The organism is Pseudomonas sp. R28(2017), from assembly GCF_002112505.1.
In the GTDB taxonomy this organism is placed as follows: Bacteria; Pseudomonadota; Gammaproteobacteria; order Pseudomonadales; family Pseudomonadaceae; genus Aquipseudomonas.
Window position 1 is genome coordinate 562,344 of sequence record NZ_NEHW01000002.1, and the last position, 21,628, is coordinate 583,971.

The 21,628-nt window shown below is 67.0% G+C and carries 16 protein-coding genes and 1 pseudogene; 15 read left to right on the forward strand and 2 right to left on the reverse strand.

Annotation, left to right across the window (positions count from 1 at the left end):
• Window positions 1-72: 72 nt before the first annotated feature.
• Window positions 73-603 carry a GNAT family N-acetyltransferase gene (locus tag CAF78_RS05410; RefSeq protein ID WP_085679031.1) on the reverse strand — a complete coding sequence of 177 codons (531 nt, stop codon included), beginning with the start codon at window positions 601-603 and terminating at the stop codon, window positions 73-75.
• Between the two features lie 109 nt (window positions 604-712).
• Between CAF78_RS05410 and CAF78_RS05415 the strand changes: the two genes are divergently transcribed.
• Window positions 713-1,333 carry a glutathione S-transferase family protein gene (locus CAF78_RS05415; protein WP_085679028.1) on the forward strand — a complete coding sequence of 207 codons (621 nt, stop codon included), beginning with the start codon at window positions 713-715 and terminating at the stop codon, window positions 1,331-1,333.
• A 121-nt stretch (window positions 1,334-1,454) separates the two neighbouring features.
• Here the strand turns inward: CAF78_RS05415 and CAF78_RS05420 are convergent, their stop codons facing one another.
• Window positions 1,455-3,542, reverse strand: a complete 2,088-nt coding sequence (locus tag CAF78_RS05420) for a TonB-dependent receptor domain-containing protein (protein WP_085679026.1) — start codon at window positions 3,540-3,542, stop codon at window positions 1,455-1,457.
• Window positions 3,543-3,994: 452 nt separating this feature from the next.
• On the opposite strand from CAF78_RS05420, the gene CAF78_RS05425 reads away from it, so the two are divergent.
• From CAF78_RS05425 to CAF78_RS05490, 14 genes and pseudogenes are all read left to right on the forward strand, one after another.
• The gene (locus CAF78_RS05425; RefSeq protein ID WP_085679022.1) at window positions 3,995-5,728 is read left to right on the forward strand and encodes an ABC transporter substrate-binding protein; all 1,734 of its coding nucleotides are present in this window, start codon (window positions 3,995-3,997) and stop codon (window positions 5,726-5,728) included.
• Window positions 5,725-6,657 carry an ABC transporter permease gene (locus tag CAF78_RS05430; protein WP_085679019.1) on the forward strand — a complete coding sequence of 311 codons (933 nt, stop codon included), beginning with the start codon at window positions 5,725-5,727 and terminating at the stop codon, window positions 6,655-6,657. The genes CAF78_RS05425 and CAF78_RS05430 overlap by 4 nt, the downstream gene beginning before the upstream one ends.
• A gap of 21 nt (window positions 6,658-6,678) precedes the next feature.
• Window positions 6,679-7,923 carry an acyl-CoA dehydrogenase family protein gene (locus CAF78_RS05435; RefSeq protein WP_085679016.1) on the forward strand — a complete coding sequence of 415 codons (1,245 nt, stop codon included), beginning with the start codon at window positions 6,679-6,681 and terminating at the stop codon, window positions 7,921-7,923.
• A gap of 14 nt (window positions 7,924-7,937) precedes the next feature.
• Window positions 7,938-9,290 (forward strand): LLM class flavin-dependent oxidoreductase, encoded by a 1,353-nt coding sequence (locus CAF78_RS05440; RefSeq protein ID WP_085679013.1) that lies wholly within the window; start codon window positions 7,938-7,940, stop codon window positions 9,288-9,290.
• Window positions 9,272-10,327: an NADP(H)-dependent aldo-keto reductase gene (locus CAF78_RS05445; RefSeq protein WP_085679010.1), complete on the forward strand. Its 1,056-nt coding sequence runs from the start codon at window positions 9,272-9,274 to the stop codon at window positions 10,325-10,327. Before CAF78_RS05440 ends, CAF78_RS05445 begins: the two co-directional genes overlap by 19 nt.
• Before the next feature lie 139 nt (window positions 10,328-10,466).
• Window positions 10,467-11,315, forward strand: a complete 849-nt coding sequence (locus CAF78_RS05450; RefSeq protein WP_085679007.1) for an ABC transporter permease — start codon at window positions 10,467-10,469, stop codon at window positions 11,313-11,315.
• Complete coding sequence (locus tag CAF78_RS05455; RefSeq protein ID WP_085679003.1) at window positions 11,312-12,961, forward strand: ABC transporter ATP-binding protein; 1,650 nt, start codon at window positions 11,312-11,314, stop codon at window positions 12,959-12,961. Before CAF78_RS05450 ends, CAF78_RS05455 begins: the two co-directional genes overlap by 4 nt.
• A gap of 138 nt (window positions 12,962-13,099) precedes the next feature.
• Window positions 13,100-13,333 (forward strand): annotated as a pseudogene (locus tag CAF78_RS05460) (DUF3077 domain-containing protein); the annotation flags it as partial.
• 166 nt (window positions 13,334-13,499) lie between these two features.
• Window positions 13,500-15,134, forward strand: coding sequence for an ABC transporter substrate-binding protein (locus tag CAF78_RS05465; protein ID WP_085673216.1), 1,635 nt, complete (start codon window positions 13,500-13,502; stop codon window positions 15,132-15,134).
• A complete protein-coding gene (locus tag CAF78_RS05470) occupies window positions 15,131-16,117 on the forward strand; it encodes an ABC transporter permease (RefSeq protein ID WP_085673218.1) in 987 nt (328 codons plus the stop codon). Before CAF78_RS05465 ends, CAF78_RS05470 begins: the two co-directional genes overlap by 4 nt.
• Window positions 16,114-16,977 carry an ABC transporter permease gene (locus tag CAF78_RS05475; protein WP_085673214.1) on the forward strand — a complete coding sequence of 288 codons (864 nt, stop codon included), beginning with the start codon at window positions 16,114-16,116 and terminating at the stop codon, window positions 16,975-16,977. The genes CAF78_RS05470 and CAF78_RS05475 overlap by 4 nt, the downstream gene beginning before the upstream one ends.
• Window positions 16,974-18,686, forward strand: coding sequence for an ABC transporter ATP-binding protein (locus CAF78_RS05480; protein WP_085673212.1), 1,713 nt, complete (start codon window positions 16,974-16,976; stop codon window positions 18,684-18,686). The genes CAF78_RS05475 and CAF78_RS05480 overlap by 4 nt, the downstream gene beginning before the upstream one ends.
• A gap of 129 nt (window positions 18,687-18,815) precedes the next feature.
• Complete coding sequence (locus CAF78_RS05485) at window positions 18,816-20,027, forward strand: acyl-CoA dehydrogenase family protein (RefSeq protein WP_085673210.1); 1,212 nt, start codon at window positions 18,816-18,818, stop codon at window positions 20,025-20,027.
• Window positions 20,024-21,406: an MFS transporter gene (locus CAF78_RS05490; RefSeq protein ID WP_085673208.1), complete on the forward strand. Its 1,383-nt coding sequence runs from the start codon at window positions 20,024-20,026 to the stop codon at window positions 21,404-21,406. Before CAF78_RS05485 ends, CAF78_RS05490 begins: the two co-directional genes overlap by 4 nt.
• Window positions 21,407-21,628 lie beyond the last annotated feature (222 nt).

Sequence of the window (21,628 nt, forward strand, 5' to 3'; positions counted from 1 at the left end):
GTTTTCTCCACTATCGCATCGGGGTTTACGGCGGGCATATAACGGGAGGGACGGGTGGTGGGATGTTCGGGCTCAGCTGCTTCCAGGGGGGCGGCGGCGGTACAGCGGCCGTGGGGTACTTGGGTCGATTTCGGTCAGCAGGCTGCCAGTCGCCACGAACCCGGCACGTTCGGCCAGGCGCTGGCTGGCGTGGTTGTCGATGTCGGTGGTCAGCCACACCGGGGCATCCACGGCATCCAGCAGGCAGGTCAGCGCCTCGCGCATCAGGCCCTGGCCACTGCTTGCACGGTTGACCCAATAGCCCACTTCGTACTCGTCATTGCGGGGGCGCAGGCCGATGCAGCCGATCACCTCGCCGCTGCCTGGGGCCAGCACGAAATAGCGCTTTTCCTTGGCCGGGTCGAGGAACTCCTCGGCGCTCAGCTGCAGGCTGTCGCGCACTTCATTCAAGGTCCAGTCAGGCTTGGCCCAGGCCAGAAAGGGTTGGTGCAGGGGGTAGCTGTCGATCAGGGCCTGTTGCAGCTGCTGGGCAAAAGCCGGGGCAGGGCGGACCAACATCGTGCGCGGCGTGGACAGGGTACGGGGCAGCGTGGGGTAGGGCATTACGGGCCTTCCTGGCAGGTTGATCGGCGCATCTAAGCATACTTTTGTGTAGTCTGTGTTAGCCCCGCGTGGGCCTGCCGATCATTCAAAGGAAACTGAAGGTCACCTCATGTCCGAATACACGCTGCATTGCTTTGCTGAATCCGGTAACGCCTACAAGGTTGCGCTGATGCTCGAACTCACCGGCCAGAACTGGCAACCGGTGTTCGTCGATTTCTTCAACGGCCAGACCCGCGACCCGCAATGGCGCGACGAGGTCAACGAGCAGGGCGAGGTGCCCGTGCTGGAGCATGCCGGGCAGCGGCTCACCCAGTCGGCTCTGATTCTCGAGTACCTGGCCGAGCGCACCCGCCAGTTCGGCCCGCGCGACGACCACGAGAAGCGCGAGATCTGGCGCTGGATGCTGTTCGACAACCACAAGTTCACCAGCTACTACGCGGCGCTGCGGTTCCTGCTGTGCCTTAAGAAGACCGGCGAGACAGAAGTGACCGGCTTCCTGCGCGAGCGCGCCACGGCGGCGTACCGGATAGTCGATGCGCACCTGGCGAAAACGCCGTACATGGTGGGCGAGCGGCTGACCATCGCCGACCTGTCGCTGGCGGGGTATGTGTTCATGCCGGAGGACACCGGGATCGTGCTGGCTCAGTTCAGTCATATCGAAGCTTGGAAGCAACGGATCCAGGCAGTGCCGGGATGGAAGCATCCCTATGACCTGATGCCGCGAGCGTAAGCCTGTACCGGCCTCTTCGCGGGCAAGCCCGCTCCCACAGGATCACCACAGCCTTGAATACTGTGGTAATTCTGTGGGAGCGGGCTTGCCCGCGAAGAGGCCGGCCCTGCAAAAGGCGCTATCAGTACCTCACTTCGACCCCCACATAAGCCCCGATCCCATCCCCCGGCCAGAACGATGCGGTATCGAGCCCGCGCGCGTTGTACACCGGCGTCACCGCCGTCACGTATGCCTTGTTCGCCAGGTTCTTGAGGTCCAGCGAGACCTTCCAGTTGCCCTTCGGCGCTTCATACCCAAGGTTCGCCCCCCAGATCGTGTACGACGGCGCATACAAGCTGTTGGCGTAGTCAACCGCCGTGCGCGACGCCGATTGCACATTCACCCCGGTGTACCAGCCGCTGTGGTCCTGGTACTGCAGTTCGCCCTGGTAGATGTGCTTGGGCACGCCCGGCAGCTGGTTGTCGCCGAAGGTGTCGTCATGCCGGTAGTAGAAATCGTTGTAGGTGTACGACTGGCGCCAGCGCACCAGGTCGCCCTGGGGGTTGTCCCACAGGCGCGTGTTGAGCCCAGCCTCGACGCCCTGATGAATGGTCGGCGAAGCGTTGAACGCGCCGGTCACCGCCGCTGCGGTAGAGGTGGCAGGGATGATCTGCACGTTCAGCAGTTCGTCGTGAATCCATGAGCGGTACAGCGCCAGGCTGCCGTCGAAGATGCCGTGCGAACCCTTGATGCCGACCTCGAAAGTGTTGGCCTTCTGTTCCACCAGCGGTCGGATGTACGGCAGGGTCGGGCCGGAACCTGAGTATTCCCATGAGGCGGGCGGGTCGATGCTGCGGCTGAAGTTGGTGAACACCTGCAGTTCGGGGCTGAACTCGTAACGCAGGCCGATACGCGGGGCGACGCTCCAGTTGTCGTAGTCGACATGCTGCGGGAAGGTGGTGGTGTTGGGGTTCACCGCGTAATCGATGTTGACCTTGCGCCGCACGTTGATGAACGACACACCACTGGTGAGCCACAGGTTGTCGACCAGGTTGATGTCGTTGCCCAGGGCGATCACCCGGTCGAACGAATCCTTGTAGTTGACCTGCTTGAGCGACACCTTGTTGCCGTTGGCCGAGTCCACCCCACCGCGCAGGTGCTGGGTCGAGGTGAAGGCGATATTGCTGCGGCTCTCGTGGCCGAACAGGTAGTCGACGCGGTCATAGCCCAGCAGCAGGCCGAGGTCATGCCAGTCCCAGTAGCTGGGGTTGCTCGGGCTGCGCGGGCTGTTGGTGTGGCGGTAGTCGTGGTACGACAGGCCGAAGGTCAGCCGCGCATCGTCGTCGAAAGTGTAGGTGGTCTTGCTGCCGACCCAGATGCTGCCCGGGCGGCGCGCACCGGCGCCGCTGCTTTCGGCGGTGGCGCTGGCCCGGCGCGGGTGGTGCAGGGCATTGTCCAGGGTGGTGGCGCTGGGGTCGTTGTGGGTTTCGTCGCGGTAGCGCAGCAGCAGGCGGGTTTCCAGCTTCGGGTTGAAGCGGTAGCCGGCGTTGGCGACGATGCCGGAGCTCTTCGACAGGCTGTAGTCGCGATAACCGTCGTTGCGGTAGTTGTCGGCCTGCAGGTAGTAGTCCAGGTCGCCTTCGACACCGCCGTAGCTGATGCTCTGCTTCTGGTAATGGTAGCTGCCGGCCTCGGCGCGCACGCGCAGGCCGGGGGCGCTGTAACCGCTGTGGTTGACGAAGTTGACCGCGCCACCGAGGGTCAGCGCGCCGTACTGGAAGGCGTTGGCACCGCGCAGGATCTCGGTGTAGTTGACGCCGCTGGCGTTGAGGAATTCATACGGGGTGCCGCCGGGGCCAGTCAGCGGCAGGCCGTCGAACAGGAACTTGATGCCTTCGCGGAAGTAGCCAGGCGAGGTGTTGGCGCCAGAGCCACGGATCGAGATCTTCGCCGCGTCGTTGCCACCGGTGGACTGCACGAACACGCCGGGCTGGTAGGCCAGGGTGTCCTGCAGGGTGGCGGTGCGGCCTTTGGCGACCTCTTCGCTGTCGACCACGCTGGTGCCGCCGGGCACTTCGGCGAGGGCGCTGGCGGCCTGTTGCACTTCAGTCTGCTTGGCGGCCTGCACGGTCACCGTGCCGAGGGTCGGGTCAGCGGCCAGTACCGTGACCGGGGCCAGCAGGGCCGTGGCCACGGCCAGGCGCAGTGGATTGAGTTGAATGGCACGCATCGTTGTATTCCTTGAAAGTCATCTTGGGTCCTCGGCGTTCTATGGGAATAGTCAGGCCTGTCGAAACCGGTTAGAGCAGTTTCTGTGCCAGCTGGCAAAAGGCCGGAACTTGCTGTGATTGCGGAAGTTTCAGTGTGAAGTGCTGAACGAAATAGCGAGTTTTGTTGAACACCTGTCGCTGTTTGAACAGTGCAGGTTATATCCAAATATCCGAATGCCATGGCGAACCCTGTGGGAGCGGGCTTGCCCGCGAATGCGGTATACGCTGTGCCGCCGCATTCGCGGGCAAGCCCGCTCCCACAGTGATGGATGTTGTCAGTGCAACAGGGGTGGAACACTTTGTACGTTTAATCAGTCTGCGCATTGAATGAACTTCAATGAATACACAGTTTTCAGGCTGGCACGACAACTGCAATAGCGCCTTATGTAGCCGTCTATATAAAGAGCCCGCTGTGCAGCCAAATGTCCGATTATTCAACTCATGCCTGTTGGCCAGTGCGCTGTTAATTGCCGCCTGTTCACCCGCCACGCCACCGCCCGCCCAGGGCAGCCTCAAGGGCGAAGCGGTCAGCGCAGTGAACGGCGTGATGCGCTACCCGGCCAGCGACTTCGTCGAGCAGCAGGCCGGCCAGCGCGGCGGCACCTTGCGCGTGTCGGCGGCGACCGACGCCGGCAGCTTCGATATCCACGCATTGTCCAACGGCAACATGCAGTGGATGGGCCGCATCCTCTTCGATTGCCTGGTCTACCAGGCCGAAGACGGCACCCTCACACCGTGGCTGGCAAAAAGCTGGGAGATCAGTGCTGACGGCCTGACCTACACCTTCCACCTGCGTGACGACGTCACCTTCAGCGACGGCGAGCGCTTCGACGCTGAGGCGGTGCGGGTCAACCTCGAACACATGCGCGACCCGAAGACCAAGTCGCCACTGGCCGCTGCCTACATCGCGCCGTACCTGCAGGGCCGGGTGGTCGATGCATTCACCTTCGAGGCCACCTTGCGCGCACCCTATGCGCCGTTTCTCGATGTGCTGTCGCAAGCCTGGCTGGGGATGATCTCGCCACGGCAGATCATCGAGGCGCCCGCGACCATCGCCAGCCAGCCGATCGGCACCGGGCCGTTCGTGCTGACCGGCTGGGTGCGCGACCAGCGCGCCAGTTTCGCCCGCCGCCCGGGCTACGACTGGGCGCCGCTGGCCATCAACCACCCGGGTGAGGCCTACCTCGACGGCATCGAGTTGAGCTACGTGCCCGAAGCGATGATCCGCTACACCTCGCTGGAAGCCGCCGACAGCGACATGGCCCTGGACGCCCCGGCGCAGAATGCCACGGCGATCCGCGCCAACCCGCAGCTGACCCTGCGCAACCGCATCCGCAAGGGCAACCCGGCGCGCAGCATCACCTTCAACGTCGAGCGCGTGCCGTTCGATGACGTGCGGGTGCGCCAGGCAGTGGCCAAGGCCATCGACCGCGACGGCCTGGCGTGGATCTCCGGCTTCGGCGAGTACCTGGCGAAGGGCGACTTTCTCGCCGTGAACACCCCCGGCTACGACCCGGTGGCGCGCGATGCGCTGGCCTTCGACCCGGCCGCAGCGGGGCGCCTGCTCGATGCCGCCGGCTGGACCGGGCGTGATGCCGAGGGCTATCGCACCCGCAACGGTCAGCGCCTTGGGGCGACCTTGCTGACCTACGACAACCCGGCGTTCCCGGCCAATGTCTCGGTGGCGGCCCAGGCGGACCTGCGCAAGCTCGGCTTCGACCTGCGCATCGAGCTGCTGCCGATCAGCAAGGTCATGGAGCTGCGCTACCGCGGCAACTTCGATGCCCTCGGTGGCGGCTACTGGCACACCAACACCGCCGACGGCCTGTACATCCTCTACCACAGCCAGTCGATCCCCAGCGCCCGGATGATCGGCCAGAACGTCGGCCACTTCCGTGACGCCCGCCTCGATCAGCTGCTTGGCGACGCCCGGCGCAGCACCGACCCGTCGCAGCGCCGGGCCCTGTACCGTCAGGCCCAGCAGCGCCTGGGCGAGACCGTGCCGGCCGTGCCGTCGGTGGAAAGCCAGATGCTGCTGGCCTACCGCAACGCGGTCGGCGGCGTGCTGTTCGACGGCTCGCACAACGTTCCTCTGTTCACCAGCGTGTGGCTGGCCCCTCAAGCACAGCAAAAGGAGCAACCATGAAACTGCTGGCGACCTTGCTGCGCCGCCTGCGTGACGGCGTGATCGTGCTGTGGGCGGCGGCCAGCCTGACCTTCCTTGGCATGCAGCACAGCGGTGGCGATACCGCGCTGGCGATTCTTGGCGGCCCGGATGCCATGCCGAGCGCAGCGATGCTGGCCCAGGTGCGCGCCGAATACGGCCTCGATCAGCCCCTGTGGGTGCAGTACGGCCATTACCTGCTGCGCCTGGCCCAGGGTGAGCTGGGCGAGTCTTACCGGCTGCGCATACCGGTCGGCCAGGCGATTGCCGAGCAGGCCGGCGCGACCCTGGCCCTGGCCAGCAGCGCCGCCGTGCTGGCCGTGCTGCTGGCGCTGGCCTCGGCACTGCTCACCGCCAACCGTGGGCGGCGTTTGCGGGCGCTGGTGTCGGGCATCGAACTGGTGCTGTCGTCGGCGCCCAATTTCGTGATCGGGACCGTGCTGCTGCTGGCCTTCGCCTTCTACTTCCATGTGCTGCCGCCGTCCGGTTCGAGCGGCTGGCGCTCGCTGGTGCTGCCGAGCCTGGCCCTGGCGCTGCCGATCGCGGCGGTGCTGGCCCAGGTGCTGCGCCAGGCGCTGGAGCAGGTGCTGGAGCAACCCTTCATCACCCAGGCCCGCGCCCGCGGCATGGGTGACACCGCCGTGCGCCTGCGCCATGCCCTTCGCCACGCCTTGGTGCCGCTGGTGACCCTGGCCGGCTACGTGTTCGCCAGCCTGCTGGGCGGCGCCGTGGTGCTGGAGCTGCTGTTTGGCCGGCAAGGCATCGGCCGCCTGATGCTCGACGCCACCGCCACCAAGGATGTGCCGCTGGTGCTCGGCGTGACCCTGTTGGCAGCGGCCATCTACGTGCTGGTCAACCTGCTGGTGGACCTGGCGACCCATGCCATCGACCCGCGCACCGCGCGCCCCTGAATTCACGAGAAAGGAACCGTCATGAGTCAAACCCCGATTACCGACGCCGAACTGGATGAGCGCTTGGCGCCGGTGTACGCGCGCATCGCCGAAGGCGCGGTGGCCCGCGAGCAGCAGCGCACCCTGGCCCATGAGCCGGTGGCCTGGTTGCGCGAAGCCAGCCTTGGCGCCCTGCGCGTGCCACGCAGCCACGGCGGCCTTGGCGCGAGCTTGCCGCAGCTGCTGCGGCAACTGGTGCGCCTGGGCCAGGCCGATTCCAACCTGCCGCAGATCTTCCGCGCCCACTTCGGCTTTGTCGAAGGGCGTCTGTCGTCCAACGATGCTGCCTCCCAGGACTACTGGTTCGCCCGCGTGGTGGCCGGTGAGCTGTGGGGCGCGGCCATGGCCGAGCGCACCGACAGCACCGGCAATACCGTGCAGCTTGGCGAGGGCGAGGGCGGTTTGCGCCTGGACGGCGAAAAGTACTACTGCACCGGCACCCTCTACGCCGACTGGGTCGCAGCGGTGGCCAACCACGGCGATGATTTCGTCAGCTTGGCCGTGCCGACTCGTGCGCCGGGCGTGGAGCGGGTCGATGACTGGGATGGCTTCGGCCAGCGCCTGACCGGCAGCGGTACCACGCGTTTCACCCAGGTGAAGGTGCAGCCGGAGCACCTGCTGCGCCGCTTCGCCAAGGGCGAGTTGCGCGCCGAATCCTACCTCACCGCGTTCTACCAGGCGGTGCACCTGGCGACGCTGGCCGGCATCAGCCGTGCGGTGCTGGCCGATGCCGTGGCTTTCGTCCAGGGCCGCACCCGCGCCTTCGGCGTGCCGGGGCAGTCGCAGCCGGCCGCCGACCCGCTGGTGCAGGCGGTGATCGGTCGGCTGTCGAGCCTGGCGTTTGCCGCCGAGGCCCAGGTCAGCGCCGTGGGCCAGAGCCTGCAGGCAGTGTTCGAAGCCGGGCAGCAGGGTGACGTACCCGAGCAGCTGTATACGGACGCCGAAATCCACGCCTTCCAGGCCCAGCAGATTGTCCTGCCGCAAGTGCTGCAGGCCAGCACCTTGCTGTTCGAAGTCGGCGGCGCTTCGGCCACCAGCAACAGCCGGCGCCTCGACCGCCACTGGCGCAACGCGCGCACCCTGGCCTCGCACAACCCGGCGATCTACCGCGAGCAGGCGCTGGGCGACTACTACCTCAACGGCATCAGCCCGGCCCAGGCCTGGCGTGCCCGCCAGGCTGCCGCCAACCAAGGGCAGGGCAGCGGCGACGAAGCCAGCGCGGTCTGAACAGGAGAACCCCCATGACCACCAAACAGATGAGCCTGGGCATGAACATCCTTGGCTTCGGCTCGCACGCCGCTGCCTGGCGCCAGGGCGAGGCGGCGCTCGACGCCTACATCGACGTCAACTACTACCGCGACATTGCGCGCATCTCCGAGCGCGGCTGCCTGGATGCGATCTTCCTCGCCGACGGCCCGGCACTGCCGCCGGATGTGTCCGCCCAGCCCGGCGGGCGCCTGGAGCCGACCGTGCTGCTCACCGCCGTGGCCGCCGCCACCGAGCGCATCGGGGTGATCGCCACCTGCTCCAGCACCTACAACGAACCGTTCAACCTGGCCCGGCGCATCGCCTCGCTGGACCACATCAGCGGCGGCCGTGCGGCCTGGAACGTGGTCACCAATGCCGGTGACGCAGCGGCGCAGAACTTCGGCCTGGCCGGCGCGCCACTGCATGTCGACCGCTACGGGCGTGCCGAAGAGTTCGTCGAGGTGACCCTGAAGCTGTGGGACAGCTGGGAGGACGACGCGATCATCGGCGACCGCGCCGGTGGCCGTTTCGCCGACCCGCGCAAGGTTCACACCCTGGACTTCCAGGGCAAGCACTTTCAGGTCAAGGGCCCGCTCAACCTGCCACGCTCGCCCCAAGGCCGGCCGGTGCTGGTGCAGGCCGGCTCCTCCGAAGGCGGCAAGGCACTCGGCTCACGCTATGCCGACGCGATCTTCACCACCCAGACCACCTTGGCCGATGGCCAGGCGTTCTACCAGGAGATGAAAGCCCGCGCCAAGGCCTGGGGGCGTGACCCGCGGCACCTGAAGATCATGCCGGGCCTGTCGACCGTGATCGGCAGTACCGAGGCCGAAGCCCATGCACGGTTTGACCAGCTCAATGCCTGGCATGGCGAGCATGGCCTGCTGCAGCAAGTGGCGGGGCGCATCGGCATCGACGCCAGCGAACTGGACCCGGATGCGCCATTGCCCTGGGCACGGATTGGCGCGGTGGCGGATTTCGAACGGGGCTCCCATGGGTTTCTGGAAGCCCAGCTGAACCTGGCGCGCAGCGAGAACCTGACCATTCGCCAATTGTCGCGGCGGATCCTGGTCGGCCACCGACTGGCCGTCGGCACGCCGCAGCAGGTCGCCGACACCTTGGCCGAGTGGTTCCTGGCCGGGGCGGGGGATGGCTTCAACATCATGCCCGACATGTTCCCGTCCGGGGCGCGGGTGTTCGTCGAGGAAGTGGTGCCGCTGCTGCAGAAACGCGGGCTGTTCCGCACCGAATACACCGGCACCACCCTGCGCGAGCACCTGGGCTTGCCCAGGGCCGAAAACCAGTTTGCAACCCAAGGAGTCGCACCATGCGCTACCGCCCGTTAGGCCACACCGACCTCCAGGTCAGCCTGCTCAGCCTCGGCACCATGACCTGGGGTCACCAGAACAGCGAACAGGACGCCCATCAGCAACTGGACGCCGCCACCGCTGCCGGCATCAACTTCATCGACACTGCCGAGATGTACCCCACGCCCACCCGCGCCGAAACCTGGACCACCACCGAGCGCTACATCGGCAGCTGGATCAAGGCCCGCGGCAACCGCGACGCGTTCATCCTGGCCAGCAAGATCGCCGGCCCGGCCCGTGACCCGGGGGGCCAGGCGCACATCCGCGATGGCCTGTCGCACCACGACCGCAAGAACATCGTCGCAGCCCTGGAGGGCAGCCTGCGCCGGCTGAACACCGACTACCTGGACCTCTACCAGCTGCACTGGCCCGACCGCAGCAGCAACTTCTTCGGCATCCGCGAATACCCCTACGTCGACGACCACCCGCAAACCGCCGCCATTGAAGAAACCCTTGCCGTGCTCGACGAACAGGTCAAGGCTGGCAAGGTGCGCCATATCGGCGTGTCCAACGAAACGCCTTGGGGTGTGGCGCAGTTCCTGCGGCACAGCGAGGACCAGGGCCTGGCGCGTATCGCCAGCATCCAGAACCCGTACAGCCTGCTCAACCGCCTGTATGAAAACGGCCTGTCGGAGTACAGCCATCGCGAGGCGGTCAGCCTGCTGGCCTATTCGCCACTGGCGTTCGGGGCGTTGACCGGCAAGTACCTGAACGGGGCCAGGCCGGAGGGTTCGCGGTTGTCGTCGGTGTATCGCACGTTCAACCGCTATGGCAGTGACGAGGCCAACAGTGCCATTGGCAGTTATGTGCAGATTGCCCGGGAGCATGGGCTGACCCCGGCGCAGTTGGCCTTGGCCTTCGTGATCCGCCAGCCGTTCGTGGCCAGCGCGATCACCGGGCAGACCAGCTTGCAGCAATTGCAGGAGAACCTGAGTGCGCTGGATGTGCAATTGAGCGACGACGTGCTGGCCGAGATCCAGGCCGTGCACCGCCGTATTCCAAACCCGGCACCGTAGCCCGCATGGCAAGGGCTGCGCCCTTGTTCGCGGGCAAGCCCGCTCCCACAGGAAGCCGTCAAGTTCGGGCCTGCGGTAACCCTGTGGGAGCGGGCTTGCCCGCGAAGAGGCCCGCACAGGCGACAAACGAAGGACAGATATGAACACGATTGCATTGTCACCGACCACCGCGACAAGCAGGTGGCAGGTTCGCCCCGGCTTGACGCTGGCCTGGTCCATCCTGGCCCTGCTCCTGCTGGCAGTAGCTTTCCCTTCCTGGCTATCCCCAACCGACCCCCTGGCCGCCGACGCCCGCCTGGCTTACCTCCCGCCCAGCAGCCATTTCTGGCTCGGCACCGACGAAAACGGCCGCGACGTCCTCAGCCGCCTGGTCCACGGCGCCCGCCCATCGCTCTACATCGGCCTGGCCGCCACCCTGGTCGGCCTCGGCCTGGGCACATTGCTCGGCCTGGTCGCCGGCCTGGCCCCCGGCTGGCTGGACAACCTGCTGATGCGCGCCGTCGACGTGCTGCTGGCGTTCCCCGACCTGCTGCTGGCACTGGTCATCATCACCCTGTTCGGCCAGGGCACCAGCAACCTGATCCTCGCCGTCGGCATCGCCTCGGTACCACGCTACGCCCGCCTGGTCCGCGCGCAGACCCTGACCCTGCGCCACGCCGTCTTCGTCGAAGCCGCCGTCACGCTGGGGCGCAAGCGCTCGGCGGTGGTGTTGGCCCATGTGCTGCCCAACGCCGTGCAGCCGGTGCTGATCCTGGCCTGCATCGGCCTGGGCGGCGCCATCACCGCTGCCGCCGCGCTGAGCTTCCTCGGCTTCGGCGCGCCACCGCCAGCGCCCGAGTGGGGCGCGATGATGGCGGTGGCGCGCAACTTCATGGCCAACGCCCCCTGGCTGATGGCCTGGCCGGCGTTGGCGATCACCCTGACTGTCATTTCCATCACCGTCATCGGCCGCGACTGGCTGCGCCGTAGCGAGGGCAGAACCCCATGAGCATCTTCGAAAAGCACCCGGCACCCTTGGTGGACATCCGCGACCTGCGCGTGAGCTTCAACGGTGTGCCGGTGGTGCACGGCGTCGACCTGCAACTGCACGCCGGACAGTGCCTGGCGCTGGTGGGCGAATCGGGCTCGGGCAAGAGCGTGACGGCGCGCACCCTGGTTGGCCTCACCGGGGTGGGTGCCCATGTGCAGGCCCAGCGCCTGGCCTTTGCCGGGCAGGACTTGCGCCAGGTCGACGAAGCGGGCTGGCAGCGCTTGCGCGGTGGGCGTATCGGCTTCGTCATGCAGGATGCACTGGGTTCGCTCGATCCGCTGCGGCGCGTCGGTGCCGAGGTCGAAGAGCCGTTGCTGTTGCACACTGACCTGTCCGCTGAACAGCGGCGCTTGCGGGTGCTCGAACTGCTGCGCCAGGTCGGCGTGCCTGAACCCGAGGTCCGCGCCCGGCAATACCCGTGGCAGCTGTCCGGCGGCCTGCGCCAGCGCGCCTTGATCGCTTCGGCCATCGCCTGCCAGCCGCGCCTGCTGATCGCCGACGAGCCCACCACCGCGCTGGATGCCACGGTGCAGGCGCAGATCCTCGACCTGTTGGAGCAACTGCGCGCGCGCGACAACAGCTTGCTGATGGTCAGCCACGACCTCGCCGTGGTGGCGCGGCTGGCGGACAGGGTGGCGGTGATGCGCCATGGCGTGGTGGTGGAGCAGGGCAGTGTCGAACAGATCCTGCAGGACCCGCAGGACCCCTACACCCAACGCCTGCTGAGCGCGGCGCGGGCGGTGCATTTCCAGCGTCCGGTAGTACCGGCGCTGACGTTGGTGGAGGAGGCTGTGGAGGAGCAACCGCTGGTGCTGGAGGCACGTGGCCTGAGCAAGGCTTTCATCGGGCCGGATGGCAAGCCGCGTGAGGTGCTGAGCGATGTGTCGCTGCAACTGCGCGCCGGGCAGACCCTCGGCGTAGTGGGTGAATCCGGCTCTGGCAAGAGCACGCTGGGCCGCATCCTGCTGGGGCTGGAGCGACCGGAGCAGGGCAGTGTGCACGTGGCCGGGCAGAACTGGCTGGCGCTTTCCGCCGCGCAGCAGCGCCAGGCCCGCCAGGGCATTCAGGTCGTGTTCCAGGACCCGCTGGCCTCGTTCGACCCGCGCTATACCGTGTTGCGGGTGCTGGCCGAAGCGCTGGCCCAGGCGGGGGTACCGCGTGGCTTGCAGCGGACCGAGGCGGTGGCGTTGCTGGAGCGGGTGCAGTTGCCGATTGGGCTGCTCGACCGTCGCCCGCTGGAGCTGTCAGGCGGGCAGCGCCAGCGCATCGCGATTGCCCGGGCACTGGCCATGAAGCCCAAGGTGCTGGTGCTGGATGAGCCGGTTTCGGCGCTGGATGTGTCGGTGCAGGCACGGATCCTGGCGTTGCTGGCGGAGCTAAAGGCCGAGTTGAACCTGGCTTGTCTGTTCATTTCCCATGACTTGGGCGTGGTGGAGCAGGTGAGTGACCAGGTGCTGGTGATGCAAGGGGGCAGGGTGGTTGAGCAAGGCAATGCGGCCCAGGTGCTCGGGCAGCCACGTCATCCATACACCCGGGCCCTGCTTGAGGCGGTTCCGCATTTGCCGGCGGCACGGCCTAGCTGGTTTGAACGGATTGCGGTGTAAACCTGTGCTGGCGTTTTCGCGGGCATGCCCGCTCCCACAGGTACAGCGCAAGCCTTCAGGCCTGCGGCGATCCCTGTGGGAGCGGGCGTGCCCGCGAAAGGGTCAGACCAGGCCATGGAAATTTCAGGGAGATTAACAATGACCACAGACGATACCCAATGCACGGTCGGCAAGACCACCCTTTTTCAAGGTGAAGACCAGACCCACCCGCTGTTTCGCATTTAACCCGCAATCCCCTGCCGCGATGCCCGCGAGCAAGCCTCTGAGCTTATGGGCTATGTGCGGGAACTGACCATTCTCGGCTTGATGGACGAGAAACCGATGATGATCTGGGCCTCGCATTATCTAAATGCGATGGCGAAGGGGCTGATAGGCGCAATCCCTGTATCGGCGAGCACTGTTGCTCCCCAAACACCCCCCAGACATTTTGCCTTGCCCCCAGCACCGCCCCCCACCAAACCCCAACAAAATCAACCCATTAAACCCGGCACAACTCCTGCAACAGGCCCACCAAAGCCCAGTCACCGCAGGAGCGCCCTTGAACTCACCCATCCTCCCCCTGATCCCGCTCTGCACCGCACTGGCCCTGCTCGGCTGCGAAAAAGCCGAGCAGCACACCACGCAAAGCACCACGCCACAGCAGGGCGGCACCCTGATCTACGCCACCGACCGCGAACCCACTTGCCTCGACCCACACGTGGCTGGCGACATGCCCCAGGTGTTCGTCGCCCAGCAATACCTCGACTCGCTGGTCTCCATGGACAGCCAGGGCCAGATCGGCCCCTGGCTGGCGACTAGCTGGGAGGTTTCGCCAGACGGCCTGCGCTACACCTTCCACCTGCGCCGCGACGTGCACTTCACCGACGGCACCCCATTCAATGCCGAGGCGGTCAAGGCCAACCTCGACCACATGGCCAACCCCAAGACCCAGTCCAGCACCGCCGGTGGCTATATCCGTCAGTACCGCGGCACGAAAATCATCGATCCATACACCGCCGAGGTGACGCTGGCCACGCCCTACGCAGCCTTCCTCGAAGTGCTGGCCCAGGGCTTTCTCGGCATCCAGTCCCCCACCGCGCTGTTGCGCAGCCGTGACCAGAACTGCGAAAGCCCGGTAGGCAGCGGGCCGTTCAAGGTGGTGCGCTGGGACCGGCAGAACCAGGTGGAGCTGGTGCGCAACCCGGACTACAACTGGGCACCACCGACGGCGCAGCATCAAGGCCCGGCGTACCTCGACCGCATCGTCTGGAAGTTCATCCAGGAACCCTCGGTACGCTTCGCCTCGCTGCAGGCCGGTGAGGTCGACGTGATCGAAACGCTGCCGCCGGAATCCCACGAAGCGGCACGGCGCAACCCCGACGTGGACCTGATCATCGCCCAGCGCCCAGGCAACCCCACCAACGGCACTTTCAACCTGCGCCGGGCGCCGTTCGATGACATCCGCGTGCGTGAGGCCTTCGTGCGCAGCGCCGATGTCGAGGGCGCGCTCAAGAGCGTGTACTTTGGTGAGTTCCCCCGCGCCGGTGGCCCGCTGAGCATGGCCACGCCGTTCTACAGCGGCGACTTCGAACACAGCCAGGATTACGACCCGGCCCGTGCCGCCAGGCTGCTCGACGAAGCCGGCTGGACCGGCCGTGACAGCGAGGGCTACCGCACCAGGAACGGCCAGCGTCTGCGTGCCGTGGTGCTCATCGGCGCGCGCACGCCGCCGTCGGAACTGACCTTGTGGGAACAGGTGCAGGCCACCACCCGCCAGGCCGGCCTGGAGCTGGTGCTCGACCAGATGAGCGACGCCCAGGTCACTGCCCGGCAAGCGGCATGGGACTACGACATCCGCACCGGCTACTGGAACACCAACACCCCCGACGTATTGCGCATCATCTTCACCACCGCTTTCGTGCAGCCGGCCGGGGTCGGTGGCTATCACCAGAATTCCTCCGGTTACGCCGACCCAGGTTATGACGCACTGCTCGACAGCGCCCTGGCCACCCAGGACGCCGACCAGCGCCGGCAACGCTACTTCCAGGCGCAGCAACAGGCCGCCGCGCAATACCTGCAACTCACCACCTACCCGCAGAGCACGCGCCTGGGCATCTACAAGACCGCCCACGGCGTGCGCCTGGAGCCTTCGCTGGCGGTGACCTACCTCTATGACGCATGGGTGAACAAATGAGTACGACGACACGCGCGGTGGCCGACCCGCGCCGCGAACGCCTGGCCGCCCTTGGCCAACGCGCCGCCCTCCGCCTGGGCGGTGGCGTGCTGGTGCTGTGGGCGGTGGCGACCCTGACGTTCTTTGCCCTGCGCCTGATGCCGGGTGACCCGGTGCTGGCTATTCTCGGGGGCCCCAGCGCCAACCCGACGCCAGAGGCGATCGAAGCCGCCCGCGTGGAGTTCGGCCTCGACCAGCCCTTGGCGGTGCAATACCTGTTCTACCTCGGGCGCCTGCTGCAAGGTGACCTGGGCGTGTCCTATTCGCAGCACCTGCCGGTCACCCGCGTGCTGGCCGAGCAGGGTGGGGCGACACTGCAGCTGACCCTCGCTGCGCTAATACTGGCCTGGCTGCTGGTGCTGCTGCTGACGGTGGTCACTGCCGGGCGTGGCCGGCTGGTGGGCGGCATCGCTTCGCTGGCCGAAACCCTCAGCGCCGCCTTGCCGCATTTCTGGCTCGGCGTGGTGCTGCTGGCGGTGTTTGCCTTCGGCCTGCGCTGGTTCCCGCCCGCCGGTAGCGACAGCTTCGCCAGCCTGGTGCTGCCGGCGTTCTCGCTGGCGATTCCGTTGGCCGGGTTCATTGCCCAGGTCACCCGCGAATCCCTTGAGCTGACCCTCGAGCAACCCTTCGTCCTCACCGCCCGCACACGGGGCCTCGGCGACCTGGCCGTGCGCTTTCGCCATGCCTTGCGCCACGCCTTGTTGCCGGGCGTGTCGCTGTCGGGCTGGGCCATCGGCGCACTGATCAGCGGTGCGGTGGTGTGCGAGGTGATCTTCTCGCGCAAGGGCATTGGCCGGCAGTTGTACCAGGCGGTGCAGGCCCAGGACATGCCTTTGGTGATCGGCGTCAGCCTGGTGGTGGCGGCCGGCTATGTCCTGGCGAACATTCTCGTCGACCTGCTGTACCAGTGGATCGACCCACGGCAACAGGAGGCTGCCGCATGACTGACCTGACCCTTGACCGGGCCCTCGCGCCGTTGCGTCGGCAGCGCACAGTGAAGCTGCCGCCACTGGGCGCCAGCCTGGCCATCCTGTTCCTGCTCGCGCTGCTGCTGGCCGCACTGCTGCCAGGGCTGTTCACCCGCATCGACCCGCTCGCCATCGTCCCGCGTGATGCCTTCCAGCCGCCGAGCTGGGCGCACTGGCTGGGCACCGACCAGTCCGGGCGCGACATCTTCGCGCGGATCATCCACGGCGCCCGGCAAAGCCTGCTGATCGGCATGGCGGCCACGGCGATTTCCATGGCCATCGCCATCACCCTCGGCTTGCTCGGTGGCCTTGGCGGGGCGCGGGTGGACCGTGCGCTGGGCTGGCTGCTGGAGGTGCTGTTCGCCTTCCCCAGCCTGGTGCTGGCGCTGCTGTTCGTGGCGGTGTTCGGCAGTGGCGTCGGCCCGCTGATCGTTGCCACCGGCCTGGGCGGGGCGCCGGGGTATGCGCGGATGGTGCGCGGCCAGGTGCTGGCGGTGCGCAACGCCGGCTACATCGAAGCGGCGCGGGCGCTGGGGCATCCGACTTCGCGCATCGTACTGCGCCAGTTGCTGCCCAACGCCATGCGGCCACTGGTGGTGACGCTGACCATGGGCGTCGGCCAGGCGATCGTGTGGGCTTCGGCGCTGAGCTTCCTCGGTTTGGGCGCACGGCCACCGGCGCCGGAGTGGGGAACCATGTTGTCCATGGGGCGCGACTTCATCGCCAATGCCTGGTGGCTGACCTTCTTCCCCGGCCTGTTCATCGTCCTTACCACCCTGGCTACCACGGTGACTGGCCGCTACATCCAACAACGCCTGGAGGGCCGCCTGCCATGAGCGACAAGACCTTGATCGTCGAGGGCCTGAACGTGGCCTTCGCGGGGCGCAGTGTGGTGCGCGACCTGTCCTTCACCTTGCAACCGGGCCGCTGTGTGGCGCTGGTCGGCGAATCTGGTTCGGGCAAGAGCGTCAGTGCCCGCAGCCTGGTTGGCCTGGCCGGCGCCAAGGCCCAGGTGAGCGCCCGTCAGCTGAGGTTTGCCGGGCATGACCTGCTCGACCTGAGCGAGCGCCAATGGCGAACGGTGCGTGGCAAGGACATCGGTTTCGTGCTGCAGGATGCGCTGGTGTCGCTCGACCCGCTGCGGCCGGTGGGCAAGGAAGTGCTCGAAGTGTTGCAGACGCATCAGTACGGCGATCGCCAATCGCGTGCCCAGCGGGTGCATGAGCTGCTTGAGCGGGTAGGCGTGCCCGACGTCGAGCTGCGCGCGCGCCAGCGCCCAGGGCAGTTGTCTGGCGGCCTGCGCCAACGCGCATTGATCGCCAGTGCCCTGGCCCTGGACCCTGCGCTGGTGATCGCCGATGAGCCGACCACGGCGCTGGATGCCACGGTGCAGGCGCAGATACTTGAGGTGTTCCAGCAGATCAAGGCGCGTGGCGCCTCGCTGTTGATCATCAGCCACGACCTGGCGGTGGTCGCGCAACTGGCCGACGAGGTGGTGGTACTGCGCCACGGCGAGGTGGTGGAGCAGGGGCCGATGCGGCAGGTGCTGCGCCAGCCTCGGCACCCATACACCCAGGCCTTGTTGGCGGCGGTGCCGGCCGAGCATCCGCGTGGCAGCCGGTTGTCGCCGGAACGGGCAGGCGTGCGCCGGGCGCCACGGGCACGCGCGCACAGCGACGTGCTGCTCGAAGGCCGTGGCCTGGGCAAGCGCTACCTCGGCCCTGACGGGCGGGTACGCCAGGTGGTCCAGGGTGTCGATTTCACCCTGCGCGCCGGGCGCACCTTGGGCATTGTCGGTGAGTCCGGTTCGGGCAAGACCACGGTGGCACGCATCGCCCTCGGCCTGCTGCAGCCGGACCAGGGCGAGGTGCTGTACCGCGGCCAGCCATGGAACCGCCCGGCCAATGCCGTGAGCGAAGCGCTGCGCCGCCCGTTGCGCCGCGACATCAGCGTGATCTACCAGGACCCGCTGGGCTCGTTCGACCCACGCTGGAGCGTGGCGCAGATTCTCGATGACGCCTTGCAGGTAGCCGGTATCGAAGCGGCGGCCCGGCCGGCGCGTATTGCCGTGCTGCTGGGCCAGGTGCGCTTGCCGGCGGACCTGGCCCAGCGCCGGCCCTTGCAACTGTCCGGTGGGCAGCGCCAGCGGGTGTCGATTGCCCGGGCGATTGCCAGCGAACCGAAGGTGATCATCTGCGATGAACCGGTCTCGGCCCTGGACGTGTCGGTGCAGGCCCAGGTACTCGACCTGCTGGCGGATCTGCAGGACGAGCTGGGCCTGGCCTACCTGTTCATTTCCCATGACTTGGGGGTGATCCGCCATGTCAGCGACGACGTGCTGGTGATGCGCCACGGCCAGGTGGTGGAGCAGGCACCGGTCGAGCAGTTGTTCGAGCGCCCGGCCCATGAATACACCCGACGGCTGCTGGGCGCAGTTCCGCGCCTGCCCGGCAGCGGCAGCGCACTGGTGGTGCCGCCGCTGGACCTGGAGCACGAAGCCTTCGACCTGTTCGACGAAACCCGCCTATGGAAGATCGCGATCTGACAGTGAACTGAGACGCCAAGCCCTGCGCGGCTCCCACAGGGATCGCGCCAGATTCTAGAAATTGAGCAAGACAGCTGCTCCCACAAGCCCGGGTCACCTAAACGAAAGATGTACTTAAAGGACTGAACCATGACCACATTTCAACGCTTCCCCACCCAGACGCCTGCGACCGACGTCGTGCAACTGAAGGCCCGCATCGTTGCCATGGTACCCGCCATCGGCGCAGGTGCCGCGCAACGTGAGCGCGAACGCCAGCTGCCCCACGAAGCCATCGCCCAGCTCGCGGCTGCCGGGCTTTACACCGTGCGTATCCCGACCCGGTACGGCGGCCCCGGCGGCACGGTCAGCGATGTGATCGAACTGCTGCTGCAGGTTGCCTCGGTCGACTCCAATGTGGCCCAGGCCCTGCGCCCCGGCTTCGCCTTCGTCGAAGGCCTGCTGGCCGCCCAGGCCGAGGGCGCCGAGCAGGAGCGCGAGCGCTGGTTTGCCCGTTACCTGCAAGGTGCCGTGATCGGCAACGCTGGCTGGGAACTGGGTGGCGCCAACGGCTCGATCGCTGCGCGCCTGGTCCGCGAGGGCGAGCACTACCGCGCCAACGGCAGCAAGTTCTACAGCACCGGCGCACTGTTCGCCGATTATGTCAGCGCGGTGGCACTGGATGAGGACGAGCAACCGGTGTCGTTCATCCTGCCACGCGACCGCGAGGGCCTGGAGCTGGTCGACGATTTCGACGCCATGGGCCAGCGCCTGACCGCCAGCGGCACCACGCACCTGCGCAATGTGCGGGTCGAGGCCAGCGAGATTCGCACGCGCACGGTCGAGGAGGGCAAGCGCACCGTCGTCACGCCGTTCCTGCAGCTGTTCCTCGGCACCGTGCTGGCCGGTATCGCCCGCAACGCGCTGGACGACGCCACGCACTTCGCCCGCGAACATGCCCGGCCGATCAAGCACAGCAGCGCCAGCCGTTCGGTGGATGACCCTTACGTGGAACTGTCGGTAGGCGATATCGCCGCCCGTGCCTATGGCGCCGAGGCCCTGGTGCTCAAGGCCGCTGCAACCATTGACAAGGCCTGGGCCGCGCAACTGGATGAAGCCGCCGTCGAACAGGCCGCCATCGAGGTCGCGCAGGTTCAGTACCTGGTCGCCGAGCTGGCGCTCAAGGCGGCCGAAACCCTGTTCGATGTCGGTGGTGCCTCCACCACCGGCCGCCAGCACAACCTTGACCGGCACTGGCGCAATGCCCGCACCGTGGCCAACCACAACCCGCGCCAGTGGAAGGCGGCGGTGGTCGGAGCCTGGCAGCTCAAGGGCACCCGACCGCCCGTCTCGGGGCTGTTTTGACCGCCCAGCCGGCCTTGCTGGCCGGCCATCTGCAAAGCCCCAAGGTGCCGGTGATCATCGGCGCCGCGCTGTTCATGGAGCTGCTCGACAGCACGGCGGTGATGACGGCCCTGCCGCAGATGGCTGCCGATTTCGGCGAGCCGGGGCTGCGCATGAACCTGGTGGTGTCGCTGTACATGCTCGCCCTGGCGCTGTGCGTGCCGGTCAGTGGCTGGGCCGCCGAACGCTTTCGCCCGCGCCAGGTGATGTTGCTGGCGATGGGCTTGTTCACCACGGCCTCGCTGGCCTGCGCCCTGGCCGAAACGCTCTGGCAGCTGTGCCTGGGGCGCATGCTGCAGGGGGCGGCGGGGGCGTTGATGACCCCCGTGGGGCAGGTGATCATCCTCCGCTGGTCGAGCCGTGACCAGTTGCTGCAAGCGATGTCATGGCTGGCCTTGCCGGCCCTGGTCGGGCCCTTGATCGGGCCACTGCTCGGCGGGCTGCTGGTGACGGTGCTGTCGTGGCACTGGATCTTCCTGGTCAACCTGCCGATCTGCCTGGTCGGCTGCTGGCTGATCCTGCGCCATGTGCCGGACTACCCGGCACGGCAGGTGCCGCCGCTGGATGTGCGCGGGCTGCTGCTCAGTGGTGGCGCCTTGGCCATGCTGGTGTTCGGCCTGGAGTCGCTGGGGCTGGGGCAATTGCCGCGGGCCTGGGCACTGGCCCTGGTTGTTGCTGGCCTGGCCTGCGCCGTGGGTTACCTGCTGCATGCGCGGCGCCACCCCAGCCCACTGGTCGACCTGTCGCTGTTGCGCCTGCGCAGTTTCGGTGTGGCCCAGGCCGGCGGCGGGTTGTTTCGCCTGGGCTCGGCGGCGCAGCCGTTCCTGATCGTGCTGCTGTTGCAGAACTGCCTGGGCATGAGCCCCCTGGCGGCCGGTTGGCTGGTGGTCAGCGGCGGCGTGGGGGCGCTGTTGATGAAGCTGCTGGCCGTGCCCTTGGTGCGGCGTTACGGCTATCGACGGGTGCTCAGTTGTAACGCCGTGCTCAGCGCGGCGGGGATTGCCCTGTGTGCCAGCTTCGATCGCGATACTGCGGTCTGGCTGATGGCGGTGGTGCTGTTCGCGGCAGGCCTGGTGCGGTCACTGCAATTCTCGACCTTGGGCGCTGCCAGTTACCAGGATGTACCCGGTGAACGCTCAGCCGCAGCCAGTTCGCTGTCGGCGATGTCGGTGCAGTTGACCATGGCCATGTCGGTGAGCCTGGCCGGGGTGCTGCTGGGGTTGTTGGCCGGGCTGGACGGGCGCAGCGAAACCTCGGTAGCCGACATTGCCACCGTGATGCTGTTGTGCGCTGGGGTGTGCGGGGCTTCCAGCCTGGTGTTCCGGCGCTTGGCAGGCTGACTGGCTGGTGGCAAGCGAAGCGGCGGACTACGCTCAGAATTCGAGAAATATTCTGTAACAGTGCGACTCCATGCGGAGGCTCATCATGCTCAGGAAATGCTTGTTGGCGTTGGCTATCGGTGCAGTGCTTTCGGCTTCGGCAGTATTGTTGCCTGACTCGCTTGGCGGCGCGTCCAGTGCGTATGCCAAGGATGGTGGTGGCGGTGGCGGTGGCGGTGGCGG

Bases quoted from the DNA above. Each gene is read 5' to 3' on its own strand.
- CAF78_RS05470 (WP_085673218.1), top strand. From the start codon at position 15,131: ATGAGTACGACGACACGCGCGGTGGCCGACCCGCGCCGCGAACGCCTG.
- CAF78_RS05445 (WP_085679010.1), top strand. From the start codon at position 9,272: ATGCGCTACCGCCCGTTAGGCCACACCGACCTCCAGGTCAGCCTGCTC.
- CAF78_RS05420 (WP_085679026.1), bottom strand. From the start codon at position 3,542: ATGCGTGCCATTCAACTCAATCCACTGCGCCTGGCCGTGGCCACGGCC.
- CAF78_RS05450 (WP_085679007.1), top strand. From the start codon at position 10,467: ATGAACACGATTGCATTGTCACCGACCACCGCGACAAGCAGGTGGCAG.
- CAF78_RS05430 (WP_085679019.1), top strand. From the start codon at position 5,725: ATGAAACTGCTGGCGACCTTGCTGCGCCGCCTGCGTGACGGCGTGATC.
- CAF78_RS05475 (WP_085673214.1), top strand. From the start codon at position 16,114: ATGACTGACCTGACCCTTGACCGGGCCCTCGCGCCGTTGCGTCGGCAG.
- CAF78_RS05440 (WP_085679013.1), top strand. From the start codon at position 7,938: ATGACCACCAAACAGATGAGCCTGGGCATGAACATCCTTGGCTTCGGC.
- CAF78_RS05480 (WP_085673212.1), top strand. From the start codon at position 16,974: ATGAGCGACAAGACCTTGATCGTCGAGGGCCTGAACGTGGCCTTCGCG.
- CAF78_RS05435 (WP_085679016.1), top strand. From the start codon at position 6,679: ATGAGTCAAACCCCGATTACCGACGCCGAACTGGATGAGCGCTTGGCG.
- CAF78_RS05410 (WP_085679031.1), bottom strand. From the start codon at position 603: ATGCCCTACCCCACGCTGCCCCGTACCCTGTCCACGCCGCGCACGATG.
- CAF78_RS05485 (WP_085673210.1), top strand. From the start codon at position 18,816: ATGACCACATTTCAACGCTTCCCCACCCAGACGCCTGCGACCGACGTC.
- CAF78_RS05415 (WP_085679028.1), top strand. From the start codon at position 713: ATGTCCGAATACACGCTGCATTGCTTTGCTGAATCCGGTAACGCCTAC.
- CAF78_RS05455 (WP_085679003.1), top strand. From the start codon at position 11,312: ATGAGCATCTTCGAAAAGCACCCGGCACCCTTGGTGGACATCCGCGAC.